The 25,328-nt window shown below is 73.2% G+C and carries 27 protein-coding genes; 13 read left to right on the forward strand and 14 right to left on the reverse strand.

Features of this window, described 5'->3' with window-relative positions:
• The first annotated feature begins 33 nt into the window (after positions 1-33).
• A complete protein-coding gene (dnaB, locus tag FH715_RS12720; RefSeq protein WP_425472710.1) occupies positions 34-2,121 on the forward strand; it encodes a replicative DNA helicase in 2,088 nt (695 codons plus the stop codon).
• Positions 2,122-2,291: 170 nt separating this feature from the next.
• On the forward strand, positions 2,292-2,756 hold the full coding sequence (locus tag FH715_RS12725) for a DIP1984 family protein (protein ID WP_139644569.1): 465 nt from the start codon (positions 2,292-2,294) through the stop codon (positions 2,754-2,756).
• 282 nt (positions 2,757-3,038) lie between these two features.
• On the opposite strand, the gene pdxR is transcribed toward FH715_RS12725, so the two are convergent.
• Positions 3,039-4,526 (reverse strand): MocR-like pyridoxine biosynthesis transcription factor PdxR, encoded by a 1,488-nt coding sequence (pdxR, locus tag FH715_RS12730; RefSeq protein WP_425472708.1) that lies wholly within the window; start codon positions 4,524-4,526, stop codon positions 3,039-3,041.
• Positions 4,527-4,555: 29 nt separating this feature from the next.
• On the opposite strand from pdxR, the gene FH715_RS12735 reads away from it, so the two are divergent.
• Entirely contained in the window at positions 4,556-5,422 is an 867-nt protein-coding gene (locus tag FH715_RS12735) for a methyltransferase domain-containing protein (RefSeq protein WP_139644571.1), read from the forward strand.
• A 13-nt stretch (positions 5,423-5,435) separates the two neighbouring features.
• Here FH715_RS12735 and FH715_RS12740 read toward each other — a convergent pair whose 3' ends face one another.
• Positions 5,436-5,999, reverse strand: a complete 564-nt coding sequence (locus FH715_RS12740; protein ID WP_139644574.1) for a TetR/AcrR family transcriptional regulator — start codon at positions 5,997-5,999, stop codon at positions 5,436-5,438.
• Positions 6,000-6,092: 93 nt separating this feature from the next.
• On the opposite strand from FH715_RS12740, the gene FH715_RS12745 reads away from it, so the two are divergent.
• Complete coding sequence (locus FH715_RS12745) at positions 6,093-6,959, forward strand: SCO6745 family protein (RefSeq protein WP_139644575.1); 867 nt, start codon at positions 6,093-6,095, stop codon at positions 6,957-6,959.
• 82 nt (positions 6,960-7,041) lie between these two features.
• Positions 7,042-8,271, forward strand: a complete 1,230-nt coding sequence (argJ, locus tag FH715_RS12750) for a bifunctional glutamate N-acetyltransferase/amino-acid acetyltransferase ArgJ (protein ID WP_139644577.1) — start codon at positions 7,042-7,044, stop codon at positions 8,269-8,271.
• 42 nt (positions 8,272-8,313) lie between these two features.
• Here the strand turns inward: argJ and FH715_RS12755 are convergent, their stop codons facing one another.
• Complete coding sequence (locus FH715_RS12755) at positions 8,314-9,171, reverse strand: helix-turn-helix domain-containing protein (protein ID WP_139644578.1); 858 nt, start codon at positions 9,169-9,171, stop codon at positions 8,314-8,316.
• Between the two features lie 217 nt (positions 9,172-9,388).
• Between FH715_RS12755 and FH715_RS12760 the strand changes: the two genes are divergently transcribed.
• The gene (locus FH715_RS12760) at positions 9,389-10,330 is read left to right on the forward strand and encodes an aminoglycoside phosphotransferase family protein (protein WP_170184716.1); all 942 of its coding nucleotides are present in this window, start codon (positions 9,389-9,391) and stop codon (positions 10,328-10,330) included.
• Here FH715_RS12760 and FH715_RS12765 read toward each other — a convergent pair.
• The gene (locus tag FH715_RS12765; RefSeq protein ID WP_139644581.1) at positions 10,270-10,683 is read right to left on the reverse strand and encodes a VOC family protein; all 414 of its coding nucleotides are present in this window, start codon (positions 10,681-10,683) and stop codon (positions 10,270-10,272) included. The genes FH715_RS12760 and FH715_RS12765 overlap by 61 nt on opposite strands.
• Before the next feature lie 27 nt (positions 10,684-10,710).
• Between FH715_RS12765 and FH715_RS12770 the strand changes: the two genes are divergently transcribed.
• The gene (locus FH715_RS12770; protein WP_139644583.1) at positions 10,711-11,403 is read left to right on the forward strand and encodes a helix-turn-helix transcriptional regulator; all 693 of its coding nucleotides are present in this window, start codon (positions 10,711-10,713) and stop codon (positions 11,401-11,403) included.
• Positions 11,404-11,419: 16 nt separating this feature from the next.
• On the opposite strand, the gene FH715_RS12775 is transcribed toward FH715_RS12770, so the two are convergent.
• The gene (locus tag FH715_RS12775; protein ID WP_139644585.1) at positions 11,420-11,809 is read right to left on the reverse strand and encodes a VOC family protein; all 390 of its coding nucleotides are present in this window, start codon (positions 11,807-11,809) and stop codon (positions 11,420-11,422) included.
• A 119-nt stretch (positions 11,810-11,928) separates the two neighbouring features.
• Positions 11,929-12,816, reverse strand: coding sequence for a GNAT family N-acetyltransferase (locus FH715_RS12780; RefSeq protein ID WP_139644587.1), 888 nt, complete (start codon positions 12,814-12,816; stop codon positions 11,929-11,931).
• A 140-nt stretch (positions 12,817-12,956) separates the two neighbouring features.
• Between FH715_RS12780 and FH715_RS12785 the strand changes: the two genes are divergently transcribed.
• Positions 12,957-14,405 (forward strand): serine hydrolase domain-containing protein, encoded by a 1,449-nt coding sequence (locus tag FH715_RS12785; RefSeq protein WP_139644590.1) that lies wholly within the window; start codon positions 12,957-12,959, stop codon positions 14,403-14,405.
• A 30-nt stretch (positions 14,406-14,435) separates the two neighbouring features.
• Here the strand turns inward: FH715_RS12785 and FH715_RS12790 are convergent, their stop codons facing one another.
• Positions 14,436-14,885, reverse strand: a complete 450-nt coding sequence (locus FH715_RS12790; protein ID WP_139644592.1) for a GNAT family N-acetyltransferase — start codon at positions 14,883-14,885, stop codon at positions 14,436-14,438.
• A gap of 225 nt (positions 14,886-15,110) precedes the next feature.
• Here FH715_RS12790 and FH715_RS12795 point away from each other — a divergent pair, with 225 nt between their 5' ends.
• Both FH715_RS12795 and FH715_RS28890 read left to right on the forward strand, forming a co-directional pair.
• A complete protein-coding gene (locus FH715_RS12795) occupies positions 15,111-16,322 on the forward strand; it encodes a globin domain-containing protein (RefSeq protein WP_139644594.1) in 1,212 nt (403 codons plus the stop codon).
• 71 nt (positions 16,323-16,393) lie between these two features.
• On the forward strand, positions 16,394-17,587 hold the full coding sequence (locus tag FH715_RS28890; protein ID WP_139644596.1) for a pyridoxamine 5'-phosphate oxidase family protein: 1,194 nt from the start codon (positions 16,394-16,396) through the stop codon (positions 17,585-17,587).
• A gap of 51 nt (positions 17,588-17,638) precedes the next feature.
• On the opposite strand, the gene FH715_RS12805 is transcribed toward FH715_RS28890, so the two are convergent.
• The 4 genes from FH715_RS12805 to FH715_RS12820 form a co-directional block, all read right to left on the reverse strand.
• Complete coding sequence (locus FH715_RS12805; RefSeq protein ID WP_139644598.1) at positions 17,639-18,136, reverse strand: NUDIX domain-containing protein; 498 nt, start codon at positions 18,134-18,136, stop codon at positions 17,639-17,641.
• A 57-nt stretch (positions 18,137-18,193) separates the two neighbouring features.
• Entirely contained in the window at positions 18,194-19,336 is a 1,143-nt protein-coding gene (locus tag FH715_RS12810) for a cystathionine gamma-lyase (protein ID WP_139644600.1), read from the reverse strand.
• A gap of 168 nt (positions 19,337-19,504) precedes the next feature.
• Positions 19,505-20,014, reverse strand: a complete 510-nt coding sequence (locus FH715_RS12815; protein ID WP_139644602.1) for a low molecular weight protein-tyrosine-phosphatase — start codon at positions 20,012-20,014, stop codon at positions 19,505-19,507.
• Between the two features lie 32 nt (positions 20,015-20,046).
• Positions 20,047-20,418, reverse strand: coding sequence for a phage holin family protein (locus tag FH715_RS12820; protein ID WP_139644604.1), 372 nt, complete (start codon positions 20,416-20,418; stop codon positions 20,047-20,049).
• A gap of 59 nt (positions 20,419-20,477) precedes the next feature.
• Here FH715_RS12820 and FH715_RS12825 point away from each other — a divergent pair, with 59 nt between their 5' ends.
• Positions 20,478-20,795 (forward strand): cupin domain-containing protein, encoded by a 318-nt coding sequence (locus FH715_RS12825; RefSeq protein ID WP_139644607.1) that lies wholly within the window; start codon positions 20,478-20,480, stop codon positions 20,793-20,795.
• Positions 20,796-20,983: 188 nt separating this feature from the next.
• Positions 20,984-21,193, forward strand: coding sequence for a DUF5326 family protein (locus tag FH715_RS12830; RefSeq protein ID WP_139644608.1), 210 nt, complete (start codon positions 20,984-20,986; stop codon positions 21,191-21,193).
• On the opposite strand, the gene FH715_RS12835 is transcribed toward FH715_RS12830, so the two are convergent.
• The 3 genes from FH715_RS12835 to FH715_RS12845 form a co-directional block, all read right to left on the reverse strand.
• Entirely contained in the window at positions 21,162-22,562 is a 1,401-nt protein-coding gene (locus FH715_RS12835; RefSeq protein WP_139644610.1) for a YibE/F family protein, read from the reverse strand. The two genes, FH715_RS12830 and FH715_RS12835, sit on opposite strands and share 32 nt — an antisense overlap.
• Positions 22,563-22,629: 67 nt before the next feature.
• Entirely contained in the window at positions 22,630-22,875 is a 246-nt protein-coding gene (locus FH715_RS12840; RefSeq protein WP_139644612.1) for a type II toxin-antitoxin system RelE family toxin, read from the reverse strand.
• Complete coding sequence (locus FH715_RS12845; RefSeq protein ID WP_139644614.1) at positions 22,872-23,129, reverse strand: type II toxin-antitoxin system Phd/YefM family antitoxin; 258 nt, start codon at positions 23,127-23,129, stop codon at positions 22,872-22,874. Before FH715_RS12845 ends, FH715_RS12840 begins: the two co-directional genes overlap by 4 nt.
• 237 nt (positions 23,130-23,366) lie before the next feature.
• On the opposite strand from FH715_RS12845, the gene thiC reads away from it, so the two are divergent.
• Positions 23,367-25,019, forward strand: coding sequence for a phosphomethylpyrimidine synthase ThiC (gene thiC, locus FH715_RS12850; RefSeq protein ID WP_139644615.1), 1,653 nt, complete (start codon positions 23,367-23,369; stop codon positions 25,017-25,019).
• The last annotated feature ends 309 nt before the right edge of the window (positions 25,020-25,328 follow it).

A 25,328-nucleotide genomic window follows, 5' to 3' on the forward strand; every position in this document is an offset into this window, starting at 1 on the left:
GACCTCGCGGCCGAGCAGTCGGTGCTCGGCGGGATGCTGCTGTCGAAGGACGCCATCGCGGACGTCGTGGAGGTGCTGCGCGGACGGGACTTCTACAAGCCGGCGCACGAGACGATCTACGAGGCCATCCTCGACCTCTACGCCAAGGGCGAGCCCGCCGACCCGATCACGATCTCCGACGCGTTGACCAAGCGCGGCGAGCTGGCCAAGATCGGCGGCGCCGGCTATGTGCACTCGCTGGTGCAGATGGTGCCGACGGCGGCCAACGCCGAGTACTACGCGGAGATCGTGCACGACCGCGCGGTGCTTCGCCGCCTGGTGCAGGCCGGCACCCGGATCACCCAGATGGGGTACGCCGCCGACGGGGACGTCGACGACATCGTCAACTCCGCGCAGGCCGAGGTCTACCAGGTCACCGAGCAGCGCACCGCGGAGGACTACCTGCCGCTCGGCGACATCATGGAGGGCGCGCTCGACGAGATCGAGGCCATCAGCAACCGCAGCGGCGAGATGACCGGTGTGCCCACGGGCTTCACCGATCTCGACTCGTTGACCAACGGGCTGCACCCGGGCCAGATGGTCGTCATCGCCGCCCGCCCCGCGATGGGCAAGGCCCTGGCCCTCGACACCCCGCTGCCCACCCCGACGGGGTGGACCACGATGGGCGAGGTGCGGCCCGGCGACCGCCTGCTCGACGCCTCGGGCAGGCCGACGCGGGTGGTGGAGGCGACGGGGGTGATGACCGGACGCCCCTGCTACGAGGTGGCGTTCGACGACGGCACGACCGTGGTCGCCGACGCGGACCACCAGTGGCTGACGGAGAGGGACACCGTCGCCGTCAGGACCACCAAGGAGCTCGCCGAGACGTGGTACGACCCCCTCGACGAGGCCCTCCCGCCGCACACGGTGCGGAACGCGGCCCCGCTCGACCTGCCCCGAAGGGAGCTGCCGGTCCCGCCGTACGCGCTGGGTGCCTGGCTCGGGGGGGACGCGGCAGCCGCGGGTGAGGGGGAGCTGCTCGCCGGGTTGCGGGAGTTGGGCGTGGTGGAGGACAGGCGGGTGCCCTCGGGCTATCTGCGCGCGTCCCCCGCCCAGCGGGCGAAGCTGCTCGCCGGCCTGCTGGACGCGGCGTCGACGGACGCGGGGCCGGGCGCCGACGCCGGCTCCGTGCGGCTGGAGGTGGCCGGCGTGAGGTTGGCCGAGGACGTCCGTGAGCTGCTCGTCGGCCTCGGCCACCGCTGCGAGTCCCGGAGCGGGCCGGCCGGCAGCCACTTCCTGACGTTCACGCCCACGGGTGTGGACCCCGCTTCGGAGCGGCGGGTCGTCACGGGCGTCCGGGAGGTCCCCAGCGTGCCGGTCCGCTGTGTCCAGGTGGACAACCCGGACCATCTCTACCTCGCCACCCGCTCGATGGTGCCGACGCACAACTCGACGCTGGCGCTCGACTTCGCACGCAGCTGCTCGATCAAGCACAAGCTGCCGAGCGTGATCTTCTCGCTGGAGATGGGGCGCAACGAGATCGCGATGCGCCTGCTCTCCGCCGAGGCGAGGGTCGCGCTGCACCACATGCGTTCCGGCAGCATGACCGACGAGGACTGGAACCGCCTGGCCCGCCAGATGGCCGAGGTCAACGAGGCGCCCCTCTACATCGACGACTCGCCGAACCTCTCGATGATGGAGATCAGGGCCAAGTGCCGGCGGTTGAAGCAGCGCAACGACCTCCAGCTGGTCGTCATCGACTACCTCCAGCTGATGCAGACGGGCGGCAGCCGCCGGCCCGAGAGCCGGCAGCAGGAGGTCTCCGAGATGTCGCGAAACCTGAAGCTGCTGGCCAAGGAGCTGGAGGTGCCGGTGGTGGCGCTCTCCCAGCTGAACCGCGGCCCCGAGCAGCGCACGGACAAGAAGCCGATGGTCTCGGACCTCCGTGAGTCGGGTTCGATCGAGCAGGACGCCGACATGGTCATCCTCTTGCACAGGGAGGACGCGTACGAGAAGGAGTCGCCCCGCGCGGGCGAGGCCGACCTGATCGTCGCCAAGCACAGGAACGGCCCGACGGCCACCATCACGGTCGCCTTCCAGGGCCACTACTCCCGCTTCGTCAACATGGAGGGCGGGTTCTGAGCCTCCTCGACGGCTCTCCCCCGGGGCGCCCCGGCGTGTCGACCTGGGACGACGCGGGGAGGGCGTGGGGACGGCGGTCGGTGGGCAAACGGGGTGCCGGGCGCGAGGGTTGTTCATATAGTCGTGCGTGTTCGGGGAGCGGCGACGATGGCCGCACGAGAGGGGGAGCGATGAAGCTGGCCGAGGCACTGGCGGAGCGCGCGGAGGCCGCGCGTCGGGTGGAGCAGCTGAGGGCGCGGGTCGTCGGCAGCGCGCGCTATCAGGAGGGCGAGACCCCGGCCGAGGACGCGGCGGCGCTGCTGGCCGAGGCCGGCGAGGTGCTGGACACCCTCGAAACGCTGATCCGACGGATCAACAGGACCAACGCCGCGGTGCGCATGGGGCCCGGGGAGACGCTGACCGACGCGCTCGCGCGCCGGGACACCCTGCGGCTGCGCCACGCGGTGGTCACCGCCGCGGCGGACGCGGCGGCCGGCGCCGGCGGTCGCGGACGGCAGCTGCGCTCCGAGCTGAAGATGCTCTCGGCGCTCCCCGTCGCCGAACTGCGCGCCCAGGCGGACGCGTTGGCGCGGGAGATCCGGGAGACCGACGTGCGTATCCAGCGCGTCAACTGGGAGGCGGATCTGCTGGACTGACCCGGCGAGGCGGGGACGAGAGGAGCGGGTAGCCGCTCCGGAGGCGTGCACACGCCGCGGCCGGCGGTCATTCCGGCCCTCCTGGTGCGTGAGGAGCAACGCAGGGGTTCGACTCCCCGGCAACGGCGCAGCTCAGCACGGCACACAGGTAACGGTGCACCACGCACGGCACATCACCACGTGCAGATCCGGGGCGGTGAGGGCGGGTTCGGGGATTCCTCATCGTGGCGTGGCGTGGCGTGGCGTGCCGGGGCGGGCTGTGACCGTGCGGTTCCGGCGGACTCAGCCGCACTCACGCAGGGCGCGGGCGAGGACGGCCACGCCCGCGTCGATCAGCCCGGGCGCGGTCGCCGCGTAGCCGAGGACCAGTCCCGGGGGGCCGGGGAGTTGCCGGTGCCAGCTCAGCGGTTGGGTGCGCACACCGAGCGCGAGCGCGCGGGCGGCCAGCGCCGAGTCGTCGACCCCCTCGGGCAGCGTCACCGTCAGGTGCAGCCCCGCCGCGGTGCCGTGCACCACCGCGTGCGGCAGCCGCCACCGCAGCGCCGCGACCATCGCGTCCCTGCGGGCCCGGTGTCGGCGGCGGGTCAGCCGCAGATGGCGTTCCAGTTCGCCGCTCTCCATGAGGGCGGCGAGCACCAGTTGGGGAAGCACCGCGTTGCCGAGGTCGGCGAACCTCTTCGCCTCCACCAGGCGCTCGTGCCAGTGCGGCGGTGGGACCAGCCAGCCGACGCGGAGCGCGGGTGAGAGGGTTTTGGAGACGCTTCCCGCGTAGCAGACCCGTTCGGCCAGCAGGGAACGGACGGCGGCGACCGGCGGGCGGTCGTAGCGGTGCTCGGCGTCGTAGTCGTCCTCGACGATCAGCCCTTCGCGTTCCGCCGCCCAGCGCACCAACTCGCGCCGCCGTCGGCCGGAGAGCACCTGGCCGGTGGGGAACTGGTGCGCCGGGGTGAGCAGCACGGTCCGTGCGTCGAGTCGGGCGAGCGCCTCGACGCGCACGCCCTCCTCGTCGACGGGGACGGGTGGCGTGGCCAGGCCGCAGTCCGCGAGGTGCTGGCGCGCGCCGAGCGACCCCGGGTCCTCGACGGCGACCTCCCGCGAGCCCTCGCGGTGCAGCAGCCGTCCCAGCAGGCTGAGCGACTGGGCGGTGCCGGCGACGATCAGCACCTCGTCCGGGGTGACCAGGACCCCGCGGTTGCGGGCCAGCCAGTCGGCGACGGCCGCGCGCAGCGCCGGGGTGCCGCGCGGATCGCCGTAGCCCAACTCGGCGGCGGGCAGCCGGCTGAGCAGGGCACGTTCCGTGCGCAGCCAGGCGGCGCGGGGGAAGGCGGCGAGGTCGGGCAGCCCGGGCGAGAGGTCGATCCCGGCGGGGGCGGCGCGCAGTGCGTCAAACGCGTCCTTGCCGGGTTCCCCGTCGAACGGGTCCGCGAGTGCACGGGGTTGACCATTTCTGACCGACAGGTGTGGGGCGGCGACCACCACGGTTCCGTTGCGCCGTCGTCCGGCGATCTGGCCCTCCTCCATCAGTCGGCGGTAGGCCTCGGTCACCACGCCGCGCGACACGCGCAACTCGGCGGCGAGCGCGCGGGTGGCGGGCAGCCGGGCGCCGAGCGGGAGCCGGCCGTCGGCGATGGCCAGCCGCAGCTGTCCGGCGAGCCAGTCGGCCCGGCCGCCGGCGGGGGCCAGCGCCATGTCCAGCTGGAGGAAGTCCGACCCCGCTCTCTCCTCGTCCCTTTTGGACCTGTCATGACCGGAGTCTTTGGACCTGCTCACGGGGCCATCATCCCGGCCAGGGTGGGGCCATGGAAACGTTCATCCCTCACGCCCCCGTGGGCCCGGTCTCCCGCGAGGTCCCCGCCGTTGGCTATGTGCACGGCTACTCGGAGCGCGAGGCCGCGCGCCTCGGCGACCAGGCGGACGTGCTCGCCGAGCTGCTGCACTCCGGCACCCGCTACCCCGACGGCAGCCGGGTGCTGGAGGTCGGCTGCGGCGTCGGCGCGCAGACGAGGCATCTGGTCGGCCACAGCCCGGGGGCCCGGCTGGTCGCGGTCGACCGTTCGGCGCAGTCGCTGGCGATCGCGCGGGCGCGCGTCGCGGAACACGCGCCGGGGGCGCTCGTCGAGTGGCGCCAGGCCGATCTCTTCGCCCTCCCCTTCGACGAGGGCGCGTTCGACCATGTCTTCGTCTGCTTCGTGCTGGAGCATCTCGCCGACCCGGCGGACGCGTTGGAACGGCTGCGGCGCGTGCTGCGGCCCGGCGGCTCGCTCACCGTGATCGAGGGGGACCACGGCTCGGTCTTCTTCCACCCGGACAGTGCGCCGGCCAGGGCGGTCATCGACTGCCAGGCGCGGCTCCAGGCGGCGGCCGGAGGCGATGCCTCGCTGGGGCGGCGGCTGCTGCCGCTGCTGGAGGCGGCCGGATTCACCGACGCGCGCGTCCGGCCGCGCACCGTCTACGCGGACCGCACCCGCGAGTGGCTGCGGGCCGGCTTCACCCGCGACACGTTCGTCGCGGCGATCGCGTCGGTGCGCGACGAGGCGCTGGCGGCCGGGCTGGCCACGCCGGACGAGTGGGACCTGGGGATCGAGCAGCTCCGGCTGGCGGCGGCGGGCGAGGGCACGTTCCACTACACGTTCTTCAAGGCGGTGGCGCGCCGGCTGGAGCGATAGCGCGGGCGCCGACTCAGCGCTCGGGCTCCGGGTGGAACAGCGGGTGGGTGCAGACGGTGCGGAACAGCTCGGCCGGGTCGCCCCCCTCCAGCGTCGGCAGGTTGCCGGTGAGCAGCAGGGTGGCGAGGCCGTGCGCCAGCGACCACGCGGCGAGTCCGCCCAGCCGGGGGTCGTCGGGCTGCCGTGCGGCGATCCCGCGCTCCAGCCGCTCGCGGGTCTCGGCCCGGGCGGCGACGAGCGCGGGGGTGTCCCGGTCGAGCAGTTCCGGGCGGAACATGACCTGGAAGTGTGCCGGATGCGTCAGCGCGAAGGACACATAGCGACCGCCGAGGTCACGCAGATCGGTCGCCCGGTCCAGCTCGTCGACGAGCAGCCGGTATCCGTCGACCGCGACGGCCGTCAGCAGCCCGGCCCGGTCGCCGAAGTGGTGAGCGGGCGCCGCATGGGAGACGCCGACGCGCCGTGCCAGCTCCCGCAGGCTGACCGCGTTCGGCCCTTCGGCCGCGATGACCTCCAGCGCGGCGGTGATCAGGGCGCGCCGCAGATCGCCGTGGTGGTAAGGGCGTTGGCTGCGCATGGGGACACCCTAAGCGCATCTTGTCGTTGACAAGATCTGGTGCGGCGGGTCAGGCTGGCGCCGTTCTGTCGCGCAGTACCGGAGGTGGACCGAATGACCCGTGACCTGGGACAGGTGCGTCAGCTGTGGCACCTGCTGGAGCCACCGCACGCCGTGCTCTACTTCGCGCCCGAAACGGCCGAGGAGCTGGGTGCCCTGGGGTACCCGGCCGAGGATCGTTGGCGCGCCTACTTCGCCTGCCGGGCCGCGCCGCTGGGTCCGGTCGGGCCCAGGCCCGTGGCCTCCGCCTTCTACAGCTTCGCCCCCGCGATGGTGCGCCGGCACGCGACCGACCTCTGGTCGACGGCCGAGCCGGCCGCGGTGCTGGAGGCCAGGCTGCGGGTGGTCGACCGGGTCTACCGGCGGCTGTTGGGCGACCGGGTGGACAGCCCCGAGCTTGCCGAGGCGGCCGAGCTGGTCGAACGGGCGGCAGCGGCGGCGGAGTGCGCCGGCCGGCCGTTGGCCGCCGCCAACGCCGCGCTGCCCCTGCCGGAGGCGCCGCATCTGCGGCTGTGGCAGGCGGCTGCCGTGCTGCGGGAGCACCGGGGCGACGGGCATCTGGCGGCGCTGCTGGTCGCGGAGTTGGACCCGGTCGAGTCGCTGGTGTCGTTCGCCGCGTTCGGCGCGGCCTCCACCGAGGTCTTCGAGAGCCGGGGATGGGAGCCGGCCGAGTGGTCGGCGGCCGAGCGGCGGCTGACCGCCCGCGGACTGCTGGCGGCCGACGGCACGGCCACGGAGGAGGGGCGCGCGCTGCGCGCGAGGATCGAGCGGGAGACCGACATCCTGGCGGCCGGCCCCTGGGACGCGTTGAGCGGCGAGGAGAAGGCCCGACTCGTCGAGCTGCTGGGCGAGTTCTGGGTGGTCATGCTCAAGTCCGGGCTGCTGCCGCGGGAGAACACCCTGGGAATCGGCCGCATCTGAGACCGCCTTCGGCGCCCGTCCCTCCCCCGTCGCCCCGGAGGGGGGATGGACGGGCGCGCCCGTGCGTGTAAACATATGTTGCATGGCGAATAATGATGCGGACGGTGTGGGTGCGGGCGTCGAGTGGCCCCAGGGCTTCCTCGGGTACGCGGGACACGCCGGGGTGCGACGGAACGGGAACGACCTGTCGATCATCGCCTCGGAGCGACCGGCGGTCAGCGCCGCCGTCTTCACCCGTAGCCGCTTCGCCGGCCCCTCGGTGGTGCTCAGCCGCCGTCACGCGGCCGACCAGCGGATGAGCGCCATCGTCACGGTCGCCGCCAACGCCAATGTGGCCACCGGCGCCGAGGGCGAGCGGAACGCGGCGGAGTTGGCCGCCCTCGTCGGGGAGCTGCTGAGGATCCCGGCCGAGCGGGTGCTCGTCAGCTCCACCGGGGTGATCGGTCGCCAGCTGCCCATGGCGCCGCTGCGCGCGCATCTCGGCGGCGACGGGGCCGGTGAGGCCGGAGCGGGGGGAACGGTCGCCGGCGCGCGGGACTTCGATGCGAGCCCGTTGGCCGTGGCCGGGGCCATGATGACCACCGACACCCATGCCAAGGTCAGCAGCCGCACGGTGGGCGGCGCCCGCGTCGTCGGGGTGGCCAAGGGCGTCGGCATGATCGAGCCCGACATGGCGACCATGCTGGCCTATCTGGTGACGGACGCCGAGGTCGGTCCGATCGAGCTGGACAACGCCCTCCGCAGCGCGGTCGACCGCACCTTCAACTGCCTCAGCGTGGACACCGACACCTCCACGTCGGACACCGTGGCGCTGCTGGCCAACGGTGCCGCCGGGCCGGTCGACCCGGACGCGTTCGCCGAGGCCGTGCACGCCGTCTGCCTGGAGCTGACCGAGCAGTTGGCCAGGGACGGCGAGGGGGCGACCAAGCTGCTGCGGGTGGTGGTCGAGGGCGCCGCGAGCCCGGGGCAGGCGAAGCGGATCGCCAAGAGCGTCCTCAACTCACCGCTGGTGAAGACCGCGGTCCATGGCGCCGACCCCAACTGGGGCCGCGTCGTGATGGCCGTCGGCAAGAACACCGAACACGAGGAGGACCTCGCCATCACCCCGGAGAAGACGACCGTGCGCTTCGGGGCGATGGAGGTCTACCCGCGGGCCACCGGTGAGGAGGAGTTGGCCCGGCTGGTGGAGATCATGCGCCGGGACGAGGTGGAGATCGGCGTCACGCTCGGGCTCGGGGAGGACGCCGCCACGGTCTACGGCTGCGACCTCTCCGACGGCTATGTGCGGATCAACGCCGACTACACCACCTGACCCGCTCCACCTCGTGTCGATGTTTCACGTGGAACAAGAAGCTCATGTTTCACGTGGAACATCGTGGGCGAGCGGCCCGAGTCGCGCCCGGAGTCGGCGCAGCGCATCGGCGGAGTCGCTGCCCGGCAGCGCGGCATAGAGAACGAGTCGCTGCCCCGGGTCCTCCGGTAGCTCGGCGAGATGGTCGGTCAGCGTGAGCGCGCCCACCACGGGATGCTGATAGGTGAGGGTGTGGGTCGAGCAGACCTCCACCTGGTGCCCGGCCCAGAGCCGGCGGAACTCCTCGCTCTCCCGGATCAGCTCCTCCACCAGCTGTCGCAACACCCGATCGCCCGGGTGGAGGCTCGTCGCCCGTCGGAGGTCGGAGACCATGTCCCGACATCGGGAGGCCCACCCGACTCCGAAGAGTCGCCGCAGGCAGGGGTCGAGGAACAACAGCCGGATCACATTGGGCCGGGCGGCGTGCGGAAGATGCGGGGCCAGCAGCGTGTGGGCCAGCCGATTCCACACCAGCACGTCTCCCCGGCGGCCCAGCACCAGCGCCGGAGTCTCGTCCAGGGCGCGAACGAGCGCGACCAGCGCCGGTCGCAGCGCCTCGGCGGGGGCGGAGGCGACCTGGCGCGGCCTGGCCAACTGCCGCAGGTGACGCTGCTCGGCCTCGTCCAGGCCGAGGGCGCGAGCGAGCGAGTGCAACACCTGGTCGGAAACCCCGGGGCTCGCGCCCTGTTCCAGCCGGGTGTAGTAGCCGACGCTGATCCCGGCTATCTCGGCCAGCTCCTCGCGCCGCAACCCGGGTACCCGACGCCGCCCCAGCGTCGGCAGCCCGACGTCCTCTGGGCGCAGCTGGGCGCGCCGGGAGCGGAGGAAATCGCCGAGGTCGGGAGGGAGAGTTTTGCTCACCCGCTCATCCTGCACCGGTCGGAGGTGCCCTCCGTGCCGTGCTGGTCACGATCGCGCCAGGGACCGCGCTGTGCCGCGTTCGCCGGTCATGCCGCCCGGCCGCGTCGACCGGTCGCGAGCGCCGGCCGTGCGTGGTCGAGGAACGTCCTTCGGAAGGTCATGGCCCGGTGAAAACCGGTGGCCGACGGGTCAGGTTCCCCCGGTACGGTCCGCTCTCATGGAACGTGAGGAGCGGCGTCTCTCGCCGGAGTCGCGCGCGGTGCGCGAGATCGCCACCGCCCACGGGGTCGCCTGGGAGTCCGTCAGGCCGTCGCCGGTGCAGGGCGAGGCGGCCCGGGTCTGGCTGCTGGGTGGCGAGTGGGTACTCAAGGTCGCCCGGGAGGGGTTCGCGAACGACCTGCGCAAGGAGGCGCTGGTGATCCCGTTCGCGGTGCGCCGCGGGGTGCGGACGCCGGCGCTGCTGGACCGGGGCGAGCTGCCGCTCCCCTGGCTGCTGATGCGTCGCGTGCCCGGCGGGCCGGCCGACGAGGGCGAGCCGGGCGACGCCGGACTGCGGGCGCTCGGCCGGGAACTGGCGGCGCTGCACTCCGCCGAGGTCCCGGACGAGGTGCGGGCGGGGGTGCCCGCGGACGGGTCGGACGACCCGCGCGCCGGAATCGAGGGGCTGGCCGGCCGCGGCTATCTGAGCCCCGCGCTGGCCGACTGGCTGGGCCGCTGGCTCGACCGCCTCGACGGGGCCCGGGACAAGCCGGCGCGGGCGACGTTGATCCACGGCGACATCGCGGCGGGCAACCTGCTCTTCGCCGAGGACGGCTCGCTCACCGCGCTGCTGGACTGGGGCGACGCCGCATGGGCCGATCCGGCCATGGAGTTCGCCAAGGTGCCGCCGCGGAGGCTGCCCCCGGTGCTCACCGGCTATCTCGACGACGGCTCCCCCGAGGGGCCGAGGACGCTCGCCGAGCGGGGGCCGGGACTGGTGGCCGGCGTGCTGTGGCACCAGCTGAGCTGGGCGGTGCTGCGGCTCGCGGACCAGCCCCGGCCGGACGGCGCGCACTGGAGCGCCCAGCCCGCCAACCGACTCCTCGAACTGCTGCGTCTCTACGCCGAGGAGCTGCCCGAGCCGTGGGCCGGCTGGATGAGGTCCCAACGGTTGCCGTAACGGTCCACGAAGACCATCACCCGGCCGTAGCTCTCGGTCCTCGGCGGCTCTTCCAGGGTGACCCCGGCCGCCATCAGCCGGGCCAGGTCGGCGTCGAAGTCGTCCGTGTCGAGGAAGAACCCGACCCGGCCACCGGTCTGGTCCCCGACCCGCGCCCGCTGCCGTTCGCCGACCGCCCGCGCCAACAGCAGCCCGGTCTCCGCCGTCGGGCTCGGGGCGACGACCACCCAGCGTTTCCCGTCGGGCGCGAGCAGCCGGTCCTCGCGCAACGTGAAACCGAGCACCTCGGTGTAGTAGGCGATCGCCTCGTCGTACTCCGGTACCACCAGGGTTACCAGTCCCATACGGCGCATGGGGCTCAGCCTGCCATGCTGGGAGGCGTGTACAGCGAACGGCCTGCCGAGCGGCTGCCGGGGGCGGTGCTCTGGCGGAGCGTTCCCCGACCGGGAGACGCCCCGGGCCGGGTGCTGCCCGACGGCTGCATGGACCTGATCCTGATCGGCGACCGGCTGGTGGTCGCCGGGCCCGACACCCGTGCGCTGGTCGGCTACCAGGGCGCCGAGCTGCCCTGCGTGGGACTCCGCTTCGCGCCCGGGCAGGCGCCGCTGGTGCTCGGGGAGCCGGCGGACGCCTTCGTCGACGCCCGGGTGGCGCTGGCCGAGGCCTGGCCGGGGCGGGTGGTGCGCGAGCTGACCGAGCGCGTCGCGCTCGCCGAGCGCCCGGGCGCCGTGCTCCAGGAGGCGGCGCTCGCCAGGCTCGGCGAGCCGCCCACGCGGGAACGCTGGCGACCGGCGGCGGTGGCCGCCCTGGGGGCCGGGCGCTCGGTGGCGGAGACGGCGCGCGGGCTCGGGATCAGCGAACGGCAGCTGTACCGTCGCAGCCTGCGCGCCTTCGGATACGGCCCGAAGACGCTGGCCCGCGTGCTGCGGATGCGGCGCGCCCTGGCCCTGGCCAGGGGCGGGGCGCCGCTGGCGGCGGTGGCGGCCGAGGTCGGCTACGCCGACCAGGCCCATCTCGCGCGGGAGTTCAGAGCGCTGGCCGGGGTGCCGGTGGGGAGGCTGCTGACGCCCTGACGCGGACGATGGGGGCTCAGTGCTGCCAGGCGAAGAGGTCGACGGAGTTGCCGTCCGGGTCGAGCACCACGGCGTAGCGCTGCCCCCAGACCGCGTCCCAGGGCTCGTGCTCACCGGGGTGGCCGGCGTCGACCAGCTCGCGGAAGAGGGAGTCGACCTCGGCCGGGCTGTCGCAGCGGAAGGCCAACGAGACTCGTGCGCCCTCCGGCCTCGGCTGGTAGTCGGGGCGCATCGAGCGCACCGATTCCAGGGTGTCCCAGGCGAGCCGCACGCCGCCGTCGAGCACCGTCTCGGCGTGCGGCTCGGCGGCGTCCTCCGGCACGGTCACGCCGAGGCGGCGGTAGAAGGCGAGCGAGGCCGTCAGGTCGTCCGTGACCAGGCCGATCATGTCCATTCGCGGTGTCATGGGGCCAGCGTAGGAAGCGGCGACGGCGGGGGTCTTGAACGAATCGGCCGTGTCCTCCCGCGTACGGGCGACGGTGCCGTGGCCACGCGGACGGGGGTTCCCGCACCGCCGGGGCGGGGCTACCCGTGGGCCATGGAGAAGGGCGCGAAGCGGCGGGCGGGGGTGCCGGGGGGAGTGTGCGCGCCGTGGATCATCAGCTCCGTGTGTCCGGTCTCCTCAAGGCCGCGCGCGTGGAGCCAGCGGGCCAGTTCCGGCTGGTCGTCGCCGACGTCGAAGCGGGCCGGGGTCGGGGTGCCCAGCGCCAGCGGGGTCAGCAGCGCCCTGGCCACGGACGCGTCGTCGGCGACCAGCGGGCCGATCGAGGTGGTGGTGACGTTGGGCCAGGAGGCGCCGAAGCCGGCCAGGCGGCCCTCGGGGGTCCTGGCCACCAGGAAACGGTCGGCGAAGCGCGGCAGCCGGGCGAGGAGTTCGGTCCGGTCGGCGCCGAAGGCCACGAGGTCGTAGGCGAGGATCTCCGGCAGGTCCGCCGCCCGCGCCGGCCGCACCGCGACCCCGCCGTCGTCCCCACGGTTCTCCCCGCCCACGGGCGGCTCGGTGAGGGTGCCGCGCAGCGTGGTGATGCCGCCCATCGCCTTGAACCCCAGCCGTTCGTAGAGAGGCCGCCCCTGGTCCGTGGCGGTGAGCAGCAACGGGGCCCCCGCCGCGTCCTCGACCACCCGGCGCATCAGCCGCATCCCCAGGCCGCGCCGCTGGCGGCGGCCGGCCACCAGCATCATGCCGACGGCGTGCCACCGCTCCGCGTAGGAGGTGCGGATCACGGTCGCCAGCAGCCCGCCGGCCGGGTCGTCGGCGGGGGCGTCGATCCCGTACCCCGTTCCCGAGGCGAGCAGCAGGCGCCACTTGTGCTCCTCGCGTCCCCAGCCGTGCTCTTCGGCGAGGTCGAGGCAGGCACCCAGGTCGGCCGGCGTGAGAAGGCGGATCGGTGGGTGGTCGTCGTGTGAGGTCACCCGTTCAGACTGGCCGAGGTCTCGGCGGGCCGGCGACCGGTTTTCGCCGCGCTCCCCCGCGCCACCACGCGCCGCGTCTGCCGGAGGAAGCAGCCCCCGCTACTCGCGGCCGGGTACCCCGGTGGGTAAAGGTGTTCCCCATGACCGACAAGAGCCGCGAGAACAGCCACCAGCACAGCGCGAGTGACGGCACGACCAGCGTCGATCCGGGCGCCGCCTTCACCGAGCCGCTGCCCGAGACCCGGCGGGAGCTGGCGCACCGCGCGGCGGCCTGCCAGGCGGCGGGGCGGGTCCCCGCCCTGGTCGCCACCGTGGCCCGCGAGGGGAAGCCGGTCTGGAGCGGCGGTGTCGGCGAGTTTCCGGTCGGGGCCGCCCCGGAACAGGTGCGCTTCCGCATCGCCTCCATCACCAAGTCCCTGACGGCGGTGCTGGTGCTGCGGCTGCGCGACGAGGGCCTGATCGAGCTCGACCAGCCGATCGAGCGCTGGCTGCCCACCCCGCACGGCGGCGGCGCGACCGTCGCGCAGCTGCTCGCGCACACCGCGGGGCTGGCAGCCGAGTCCCGGGGACCCTGGTGGGAGCGGACCCCGGGCGAGCTGCGCCCCGAGCTGCCCGACCTCTTCGGTCCCGACCAGGAACTCCACCCGACCGGGCGGCGCTTCCACTACTCCAACCCCGGCTACGCGCTGCTCGGCGCGCTGGTGGAACGGCTGCGCGGCGAGCCGTGGTACACGGTGCTGCGCCGCGAGGTGCTGGCGCCGCTCGGCATGGAGCGCACCTCCTACGAGCGGCGGGAGCCGGCGGCGCGCGGCTGGGCCGTGCACCCCCACGCCGACCTGCGGCAGCCGGAGCCGGAGGTGGACACCGGGCGGATGGCGCCGGCGGGGCAGCTGTGGTCGACGACGGAGGACCTCTGCGCGTTCGCCGCCTTCCTGACGGGGCACCACGAGAACGCCGACGCGGTGCTCGGCGCCGACAGCCGGGCCGAGATGCGATCCTCCGCCGTGCCGTTGGAGCTGACCGATCTGACCAGCGGCTACGGCCTCGGTCTTCAGGTCGTCCAGCACGAGGGCCGCCAACTGTTCGGTCACGGCGGCTCGTTGCCGGGCTTTCTCGCGGGGGTCTGGTTCGACCCCGAGCAGCGCACCGCGGCAGCCGTGCTGGCCAACGCCACGGCCGGGCCCGCCGTGCGTTCCCTCACGTTCGACCTGCTCTCCACCCTGCGCCGGCGCGAGCCGAGCTTCCCCGAGCCCTGGCGGCCGGCGGCCGACGCCGACCCGGCGCTGCTGCCGCTGACCGGCGACTGGTACTGGGGCACGACCTCCCACACCCTGCGGCTCGACGACGCCGGTGGCGTCTCGCTGTACCCGACGGGCGGCTCGGGGCGCGGCTCGCGGTTCCGGCGGGTCGGCGCGGAGGAGTGGCTGGGCCTGGACGCCTACTACGCGGGGGAGAGGCTGACCGTCCAGCGGGGGCCCGACGGCCGGGTCACCCATCTCGACGTGGGCACCTTCGTGTTCACCAGGGAACCCTACGAGCCGGCCGCGCCCGTGCCGGGCGGCAGCGACCCGACGGGCTGGACGGCCTGAGTGCCCGGGGGGCGCGGGGCGGGGGGCCGTTCAGAGCGTGAGCTTGTATCCCACGTGGGTGGCCTCGAACCCGAGCCGTTCGTAGAAGCGGTGCGCGTCGGTCCTGCTGGCGTCCGAGGTCAACTGGACCAGCGCGCACCCCTCCCGCCGCGCCTCCTCGACGGCCTGGCGGATCAGCCAGCCGCCGATGCCGGCGCCGCGCCGGTCGGTGCGCACCCGCACGGCCTCGATCAGCGCGCGGGAGGCGCCTCGACGGGAGAGCCCGAAGAGGATCGCCAGCTGGAGCGTGCCGACGACCCGCCCGTTCTCCTCGGCGACCAGGAGCCGCTGGTGCGGGTCGGCGGAGAAGCGTGCGAACGCCGCCTCGTAGGGCGCGAGGTCGTCGGGGCTCTCCCGGGTGGCACCGAGCGGGTCGTCCGCCAACATGGCGACGATTTCCGGCACATCGTCCGAAGTCGCGGCACGCAGAAAGATGTCCATGCGGGACAGCCTAGGAAGACGTGGGGGAAAGGGGCGAACCGCCCTTCCCCGCACGGGGCTTGTGTCTCGTCCGTATAACGGTAAGGTCAGTCCCGCATCGGGGCGGCGAGCCGCTCAGTTTACGGGGTCCGAGGGATCGCTGGCCGGTTTCCGGTTAACCGCCCCGCTTCCGGTGAGCGTGCTGACACGCTGTCCGACCGGGAGTTGAGTGAGGCGAGGCAGGGCATGACCGCTATATCGGCCGACGAGGGTGCCACCGTGCAGCATGATCTCGGAAGTGGCGTCCAGCCGTCCCGCGACGCCAAGGCGATCCGGCGCAGCCTGGCGGAGATGGCTCCGGTGGCCGACGAGGCGACGTCCTACTTCTACGCGCTGCTCTTCACCTACGGCCCGCATCTGCGCGACATGTTCCCCGCCGCGATGGACGCGCAACGCGACCGGATATTCGGCGCGTTGCTCTCCGCCGCCGAGACCATCGACGAGCCGGAGAAGCTGACCAGCTATCTGCGGGACCTCGGCCGGGGCCACCGGAAGTACGGGGTGCGCGCCGACCAGTACCCGCTGGTCGGCGAGGCGCTGATGTACGCGCTGGAACGGTACGCGCCGCGCAGTTGGGGCCCGGAGACCGAGGCGGCCTGGGTCCGCGTCTACACGCTGATGTCGCAGACCATGATCGACGCCGCGGACGAGGACGAGTCGGTGGCGCCCCCGTGGTGGGACGCCGAGATCGTCTCGCACGAGCGCAGGACGCACGACGTCGCCGTCGTCACCGTCCGCCCCGACCAGCCGTACCCCTACCGCGCCGGTCAGTACGCCAGCCTGGAGACCCCCTGGTGGCCCCGGGTGTGGCGGTCCTACTCGTTCGCCTCGATGCCGCGGTCCGACGGGCTGCTGTCGTTCCATGTGAAGTCCGTGCCGGCCGGCTGGGTCTCGCGCTCGCTGGTGCACCGTGCGCGGCCCGGCGACGTGCTGCGTCTGGGCGCGCCGGCCGGCTCGATGACGCTGGACCACGCCTCGGACCGCGGGCTGCTGTGCATGGGCGGCAGCACCGGCATCGCGCCGATCAAGGCGCTGGTCGAGGACGTCGCGGAGCGCGGCCAACGGCGTCAGGTCGAGGTGTTCTTCGGCGCCAACCGGGACAACGAGCTGTACGACCTGCAGTCCTTCCTCGACCTGGAGCGGCGCCACCCCTGGCTCGCGGTCAGGCCCGTGGTCGCGGAGCGCTCCACCCTCGGCATGGCGGGGCAGCTCCCCGAGGCCGTGCGAGAGTTGGGCCCCTGGCGGGAGTTCGACGGCTATCTCTCGGGACCGCCGCAGATGATCCGCAAGGGGGTGGACGCCCTGGTCTCCAGCGGCATCCCCGCCGACCGCATCAGACACGACTTCGTCGGCTCGCTGGTGCGGGTCACCGAGGGGCCGGCCTCGCCCACGCGGTGAGGCCGCCCACGGCGCCACCGGCGCCGGCCTCCCACCACCGACAACTTCGGCAACCGTAGAAAGTAAGCGCCATGGCAGGGACAGCGGGAAACGGATGGCCGGCACAGCTGGCCCAGCGCGCCGATCGCCCGGGCAGCGACGGCGAACACGCGCTTCAGGAACGGCTGGGCACACAGGGACGCGCCGACCGCTTCTACCGTGACCAGGTCCTCGACCATCTCAACGAGCGGATGCTGGAGTTCGTCGCGGCGGCCGAGATGTTCTTTCTGGCCACCTCCGACCGGCACGGCGAGTGCGACAACACCTTCCGCGCCGGCCCGGCCGGGTTTCTCGTGGCCCTCGACTCGCGCACGCTCGCCTGGCCCGAGTACCGGGGCAACGGGGTGCACGCCTCGCTCGGCAACCTCGCCGAGAACCCGCACGCCGGGCTGCTGCTGCTCGACTTCGACCGCGCGCGGATAGGGCTGCACGTCAACGGGCGGGCGCGGATGGCCGACGACGGTGAACTCCGTGCGGCACACCCCTGGTTGCCCGAGGAGTCGGTACCGGGGCGGCGCACCAGGATCTGGGTGCGGCTGGAGGTGGAGGAGGCGTACATCCACTGCGCCAAGCACATACCCCACCTGGTCAAGGCGCCCAAGCGGTCGGCGCGTGACTGGGGAACGGACGACCAACGCCGCAAGGGCGGCGACTTCTTCGGGGCGGCGAAGGAGGCGAAGGACGCGAGGGAGGAACGGGAGGCGCCGGAGCGCGGTTCCGCGCCCCTGGAGCCGGTGCCGCCGCCGTCCGTGGCTCCGCCGGTGCCGGCCTCGCACGTCCCGCCGGCGCCTCAGGTTCCGCCGGTGCCTCAGGTTCCGCCGGCGGACGCCGTTCCGCGGATGCCGGCGTCGGCGCCGGTGCTGCCGGCCGTTTCGCACGCCGCGCAGGTGCCCGTGCCGGCGCACGCCCACGGCTACCAGCACGGGGACGGATACGGGTACGCCCACGAGTACGAGTACGGGTATGGGTACCCGCGGCAGCCCGCGCACGAGAGCGGCTACGGCGGTCCGGCGCCGCACCACTACCATCCCGCCCCGGCGCAGCAGGTGCCGCCGGTGCCGCCGGTGCCGCCGGCGCCGCAGTCCGTGCCGGAGTCCGTGCCGCAGTCCGCGTCGCAGGCGGCCGAGTGGCGCGCGGAGGCGCTGCGCGCGCTGGAGCGTGCGCGCCGGGCGGAACGGCCGGAGCCGCCGTCGTCGCCCCCGCCGTCGGGCGGCTGGTTCGGCTGACGGGCCGAGGAGCGGCCCTTCCGGCGGGGGCACCGCGCCCGCGTCCACGGATCAGCGGTGGGCGAAGTCAGGGGCGAGGAGGGCGTGGATGCCGGGGATGTTGCGGGCGAGGTAGGCGTTGAGGCTCGGCGGCACCACGTTGACCGAGTCCAACCCCTCACGGCTGAACGGCAGTCGGACGGTCTCGTAGGTGCCGCGCGGCTCCGTGACCTCGGGGCCGTGGCGCAGGGACGGGTCCATCGAGACCAGCCGGCAGACGAAGAAGTGCTGCACCTTCAGCCCCGCCGGCCCGTCCTCCCCCTGCTCCGGCACGTGCGGCACGGTGTCGACGAACGCCGGTACCACGTCGGTGACGCGGGCGCCCAGCTCCTCGAAGACCTCCCGGTGCAGCGCCGCGACCACGCTCGGGTCGCTCGGCTCGACGCCGCCGCCGGGGGTGATCCAGTAGGGCGGGCTGCCGGGCCGCACGCGTTTGATCACGATCAGCTCGGGGCCGTCCAGCAGGATGGCCCGTGCGGTGCGTTTGACCACGGGTTGTGCCTGGTCCATGGGGTTCATGTGGCCCGCACGCCGCGCCACGAAACCTCGCGCTGGTCGCCGCCGGGTTCAGCCGGCGGCGTCGGCGAGCGCCCGGCGCACGTCGGCCACCAGGTCCTCGGGGTCCTCGATGCCGAGTGAGAACCGCACGAACCCCTCCGGCACGGCGTCCCCGCCCCAGCGCCCGCGCCGTTCGGCCGTCGACCTGACCCCGCCGAAGCTGGTGGCGTCGTCGACCAGCCGCAGCGCCGCCAGAAAGCGTTCGGCGTGGGCGCGGTCGGGCAGCGTGAACGAGACCACGCAGCCGAAGGAGCGCATCTGCCGCGCGGCCAGCGCGTGGTCGCGGTCCTCCGGCAGCCCCGGGTGGCGCAGCCCGCTGACCTCGGGGCGCTCGGCCAGCGCGCGCGCCACGGCCAGCGCGTTCTCCGCCTGGCGCGCCACGCGCAGCTGGAGCGTGGCCAGGCCGCGGTGCGCCAGCCAGGCCTCCATGGGGCCGGGGATGGCGCCCAGCACGGTGCGCCACTGGCGGATCTCCTCGACCAACTCCGGGTCGCGGGAGGCGACATAGCCGAGCAGCACGTCGCCGTGGCCGTTGAGCGCCTTGGTGCCGCTGGCCACCGACAGGTCGGCGCCCAGCTCCAGCGGGCGCTGGCCGAGCGGGGTGGCGAGGGTGTTGTCGACGGCGACCCACGTGCCCCGCTCGTGCGCCTCGCGCGCCAGGGCGGCGATGTCGCAGACGTCGAGGCCGGGGTTGGAGGGGGTCTCCAGCCAGAGCAGCCGCACCCGTTCGCCCCGGTCCCACGCGGCGCGCAGCGCCGTCAGCTGGCCGTCGCCGCCCGTCGGCGCGGTGTGGCAGACGATGCCCCGCTCCTCGGCGCGCCGGCGCAGCTTCGGCCAGATCTGGTAGCCGTCGGACGGCAGCACCACGGACTCGCCCGCCTTGACCAGGCTGAGGAGGGTGGCGGAGATCGCCGCCATCCCCGAGGGGAAGACGAGGGCCTCGGCGCGTTCGCCCGGTGACTCCAGCTCGGCGACGGCTTCCTGGAGCGCGACCCAGGTCGGGTTGGACTCGCGGCCGTAGCCGTAGGGGGCGACGGAGGGATCGCCCGGCAGATGGAAGTGTGCGGCGAACACCGGCGGGGGAACGGGCGGTTGGTACGCCTCAGCCGCCGGCAGGCCCGCCCGCACGGCCCGCGTCCCGTCTCCCGTCATCGCCGCTCTCCCGTCGTGTGTCCGATGTGGCCGGTTATCGCCCCCTAGGCCGCCTCGGCCTGCCGCACGAGTGTACGGCGGGCCCGTCGACCACCGGCCGGGTCCGCCCCGGCACGGTCGTCGTCCGCGACCCGCCGCTCCGCTGCCGCGCCCCGGGGGGCGCGGGGTTCAGCCCACCGCCCCCGTCCGCTCCCGAACGGTCCTCAGCAGACCCGGCAGGGCGGCCTCGATGATGTCCAGGCACTCGGCGAAGCCCGCGTCGTCCCCGTAGTACGGGTCCGGTACGTCCAGCGCCTCGCCGGTGGCGGCGTCCGCGCCGTCGTCGCCGAAGGCGCGCAGCAGCCGCACCTTCTCGGCGGTGGCGGCGTCGGGCGCCAGTCGGCGCAACTCGCTCTCGTGGCCCCGGTCGAGCGCTATGACCAGGTCACACTCGTCGAACCAGGAGGCCTCGAACTGCCGCGCGGTGTGGTCCCCACTGCCCGCCGGGTATCCGGCGGCGTTCATGGCGGCCACGGCGCGCGGGTCAGCGGGCTCCCCGGCGTGCCAGCCGCCGGTTCCGGCGCTGTCCACCACGATGCCGGTGTCCAGTCCCTCGTCGACGAGCCGGGCGCGGAGCAGCGCCTCGGCTATCGGGGAGCGGCAGATGTTCCCCGAGCAGACAAAGCAGATGCGATACATGTCGGTCGTTCCTCGGTCCAGTACCGCCGGTTTCAGTCGCGATCCAGGATCAGGTTGACCGCCCACGAAACGATGGAGATGATCAAGCCGCCCAGCACCGCCGAGCCGAAGCCCTCGACCTCGAACTTGTCGCCCGAGATCCAGTCGGTGAGCAGCAGCATCAGAGCGTTGATCACCAGCGTGAACAGGCCGAGGGTCACGATCAGCAGGGGCAGGGCGAAGAACTTCACGATGGGCTTGACGACGATGTTCACCACACCGAAGATCAGCGCCACGATGAGCAGCGTCACGGCCTTGCCACCGGTGCTCTCACCGGGCTCACCGAGAGTGATGTCATTCACCAGCCAGACGGCGGCCGACAGGGCCACGGCGTTGGCGAGCAGCTTCACGAAGATGGTTGTCATACGGGAGATCGTTTCAGATGACTCCCGGTGCGCAAGGGGAACGCAAGGGGAATGAGCAGATGAAGGAGTTCCGGCTCGACAGGCTTGACCTCGAGCGCGCCGCGCACAACGGTGCCTACCTGCGCTTCCTGCGGGAGCCCCGGATGTCGGCCGGCCTGTACGCGCTGGCGGCCGGGGAGGTGGACAGCCAGCGCCCGCACGCCCAGGACGTGATCAACTTCGTGGTCAGCGGTCGCGCCTCGATCACGGTGGGTGAGGAGACGGTCATGGTGGCGCGCGGCAGCGTCGTCTACGTGCCGGCGGGGCAGCCGGCACGCTTCCACCACATCACCGAGGACCTGCGGGTACTGGTGGTCTTCTCGCCGCCGGAGGGCTGAACCCGGGCCCGGCCCTCGCCGCCCGCGGACGCCTTCTCTCAGGGTTCACCTCAGGGGACGGTCAGGGGAGGACGAGGGCCGACGCGACTCCCGGGAGGACGGGGTGCGCGCTTAGCATCGAGTCATCGAGTTATCACGCTGCCGGGCTCAGGCTCGGCCAACGACACGCGCGAACAGGAGCCCGGGCCATGAAGGAAGTCTTTATGACACTGCCGTGGTGGGTGCGGTGGATCGCGATCCCCGCCATCGCGCTGGTGGTCTTCGGCGGCCTGCTGCTCACCGTCCTCACCTGGGTGATCGGCCTGATCTTCCGGATACTGCTCTTCGTCGCCGTGGTGGCCGTACTGATCTTCGTGGTGCGGAAGTTCACCTCTTCCTCCTCCGGCGGGGGTTGGTAGCCCGTCGCCGTCCCGGCGGAGCGCCCCAGCGGCGGCCTGACGGCGTGGGCACCGTTGCCCCGGCCGAAGCGCCGTCGCCCCAGGGGCCGTTGCCGCCGGTCGACCCGACGACCTCGTCCCCGGCCGGCCCGGCCGGCGGCCGGTCGGCGCTCGCCACGAGCGCCGCGAGCAGCGTCGTCACCGGCACCGAGGCCACCAGGCCGATCGACCCCACCAGGGTCCGCACGATCTCCTCGGCGACCAGCTCGCTGAACGCCACCGTGGACACCCCGCTGCGGGCGATGCTGAAGAGCAGCAGCAGCGGGAGCGCCGCGCCCGCGTACGCCAGCACCAGGGTGTTGACCACCGAGGCGATGTGGTCCCTGCCGATCCGCATCGCCGCCGAGTAGAGCCGCCGCCAACCCGCCGTCGGCGCCGCCTGCTTCAGCTCCCACACCGCCGAGGTCTGGGTCACCGTCACGTCGTCCAGCACGCCGAGCGAGCCGATCAGGATGCTCGCCAGCAGCAGCCCCTCGATCTGGATGCCCGGGTAGAGGCTGTGCACCAGGCCGGTCTGGTCGTCGGTGTTCCCGGTCAGATGCGCCAGCTCGATGAAGAGCGAGCCGAGCAGCCCGATCAGCAGCAGCGAGACCAGCGTCCCCAGCACGGCGACCGACGTCCGCGCGTTGACCCCGTGGCACAGGTACAACGTCGCCAGCATGATGACGCTGCCGCCGATCACCGCGACCAGCAGCGGGTTCGAGCCGTGCAGCACCGCGGGCAGGATGAAGAGCGTCAGCACCAGGAAGCTGACCACCAGGCCGACCAGCGCCAGCAGCCCGCGCATCCGCCCCACCGCCACCACCACGATCGCGAAGATCGCGCCCAGCAGCAGCATCGGCACCTCGCGGTCCACGTCGACGACGCTGTAGCGCAGCTCCTCGGGGGCCTCGGGCGCGTAGGCGACGACCACCTCCTGGCCGTCGTGGAAGCGCTTGGTCGCGTCGGGCGGAACCACCTCGGTGAACGTGTGCCCCGCGTGCGGACCGCTGGTCACCTCGACGGTCGCCTGCTCACAGGCCCCGGTGACGCCCTGCTGCACCTGGACGCCCAGATCCTCGCAGGGGTGCTGGGTCAACTCGGTGACGCGGGCGTCCTCGTGCTGCTGGTCGAAGCCGACGCCCGACCGTTCCTCCTGCTCGGGCGCGCCGCCCGGCCACAGCAGCACCAGACCGGCGAGCATCACCACCCCGAACGGCACCAGCACGGCGGCTATCACCCGCCGCAGCCGGTCCGATACCGGCTCCACCGGGCCGTGCTGATGGGTGTGGCCGTGGGGATGGGCGCGCGGGTCCAGGGGGTCCGCGCCGGGTTCCTGAGGGGAGGTCACGTTCCGATCATCGCTCAAACACGCCGCCGAACGGTCCCGTCCGGGCGCGGGCCGTGCCGCCGCCGTGTCACCCGGCGCGGCCGGGGTGGAGGACCAGCACCCGCACCGCCGCGTCCTCGATCGCGTAGAGCGCGCGGTAAGGCCCCACCCGCAGCCTGCGGTAGTCGCCGAACGGGGCGCTGCTCCTGGGGCGCGGCTCGTCGGCCAGGCCGTCGATCGCGTCGAGAAGGGCCCGCAGTCCCGCCGGGTCGTCCTTGAGGAAGCGGGCGGCGGCGTTCAGTGCCGAGGGCTCGAACTCGACCTCGTGTCTCACGCGGCGTCGCCCGCGTCGAGCGTCGCCCGCACCTCGGTCAGGGACTTGCGTCCGCTGGTGTCGCCGCGCGCCTGACGCAGCTCGTACCGCAGCACGGCGATCGAGTCCTCGTAGTCCTCCAGAGCCTGGGGCGAGACGAGCACGGCGGCGACATGCCCGTGGTCGGTCAGGGCGATGGGCTCACGCGCGTGGGCGGCCCGCCGTACGAGGTCGCCGAGTTGGGAACGGGCGGCACTGATCGCGATCTCCGTCATCCCCGCAAATTAGCAGGAATCCGACCGTAGAGATGCCACAAGGTGCATCTTCCGTCATGTTGTGGACCGGGGCCTCTCCGTGGGGAGGCCCCCTGGCCGGGGGCGGCCCCCGGGGCTTAGCGTGGAGGGGAACGAATCGCATCGCGGGAGCTTCGGGCACGAGGCTGAGAGGGCGCTGGGGCCGCGCCGACCGCCGAACCTGTTACCGGGTAATGCCGGCGTAGGGAGCAAGGTCTGATGACCGAACTGTCAACGGGCACGTCCGTCGTGCCCGTCATCGGCGCGCACAAGGGATATCTCACCGGAAGCCGCCCGGACATCCGGGTGCCGGTGCGCCGGGTCCACCTCACCGACGGCGGTGCGGTGACCCTCTACGACACCTCGGGGCCCGCCACCGACCCCGGGATGACCTGCGACGTCCGCGAGGGGCTGCCCCCGCTGCGGCGGCGGTGGATCGAGGAACGGGCCGGGAACGGCACCGGGGCCGTCACCCAACTGGCCTATGCCAGAAGGGGCGTGGTCACCCCCGAGATGGAGTTCGTGGCGCTGCGGGAGAACCGTTCCCCCGAGTTCGTCCGCGACGAGATCGCCGCGGGCCGGGCGGTGCTGCCGGCCAGCGTGCGGCACCCGGAGACCGAGCCGATGATCATCGGCCGGAACTTCCTGGTCAAGGTCAACGCCAACATCGGCAACTCCGCCGTCACCTCCTCCGTCGACGAGGAGGTGGAGAAGATGACGTGGGCCACGCGCTGGGGCGCCGACACCGTGATGGACCTCTCCACCGGCCGGGAGATCCACACCACCCGCGAGTGGGTGCTGCGCAACTCGCCGGTGCCGATCGGCACCGTTCCGCTCTACCAGGCGCTGGAGAAGGTCGACGGCAAGGCCGAGGAACTCAGCTGGGAGGTCTACCGCGACACCGTCGTGGAACAGGCCGAGCAGGGCGTGGACTACATGACCGTGCACGCCGGGGTGCTGCTGCGCCATGTGCCGCTGGCCGCGCGGCGGAAGACCGGGATCGTCTCCCGCGGCGGCTCGATCATGGCCGCCTGGTGCCTGGCGCACCACCGGGAGAGCTTTCTGTACACGCACTTCGCCGAGCTGTGCGAGATCCTCGCCGCCTACGACATCACCTTCTCGCTCGGCGACGGGCTGCGCCCCGGCTGCGTCGCGGACGCCAACGACGCGGCGCAGTTCGCCGAGTTGCGCACGCTCGGCGAACTGACCCGGGTCGCGCGCGAGCACGACGTGCAGACCATGGTCGAGGGCCCGGGGCACGTCCCGATGGACCTGATCAAGGAGAACGTCGAGCTGCAGCAGGAACTCTGCGACGAGGCGCCGTTCTACACCCTCGGCCCGCTGACCACGGACATCGCGCCCGCCTACGACCACATCACCTCGGCCATCGGCGCGGCGATGATCGCCTGGTGGGGCACGGCGATGCTCTGCTACGTGACGCCCAAGGAGCATCTCGGGCTGCCCGACAGGGACGACGTGAAGGCCGGGGTGATCGCGTACAAGATCGCGGCGCACGCGGCGGACGTGGCCAAGGGGCATCCGGGGGCGCGGGACTGGGACGACGCGCTGTCGGAGGCGCGCTTCGAGTTCCGCTGGGAGGACCAGTTCAACCTCTCCCTCGACCCGGAGACGGCCCGCGCCTACCACGACGAGACGCTGCCGGCGGAGCCGGCCAAGACCGCGCAGTTCTGCTCGATGTGCGGACCGAAGTTCTGCTCGATGCGGATCAGCCAAACCGTCATGGACAAGTACGGCCCGGGAGGGGAGGACGAGTTGACCGAGGAGGAGGCCCAGCAGGCCATGCTCGTCAAGTCCCGGGAGTTCGCGGAGGCGCAGGGCCGCGGGATCCTGCCGTTGACCGAGGGGGAGTAGCCGGGGTCGGGGGAGCGGTCCGCACGGACGGCTCCCCCGACTCGGTATGCAAGTGGCTGCCCGGGAGTCGGGCGGGCCACCTGGGCCGGAGCGGGCGGGTTCATGTCGGAGAGGTGCCGTGCCGGTGGGGTGCTCGGCTGCCGCCGCCACCGCGAACGGGCCCGGAAGGCCGGCAGACCGGAGAAGCGTCCGCGACGCCGGACCGCGGAGGCGATCTCGCACGTGGGATCTCGCCCGCGGCTTGACGCGATCATGGACATTGCCCTGCCCCGGGAGGGGCAGTAAGTGCGGGGGCGCCGCTCCCCGTTC

The sequence above is a fragment of the Streptomyces sedi genome, from assembly GCF_006335015.1.
GTDB lineage: Bacteria > Actinomycetota > Actinomycetes > Streptomycetales > Streptomycetaceae > Streptomyces > Streptomyces sedi.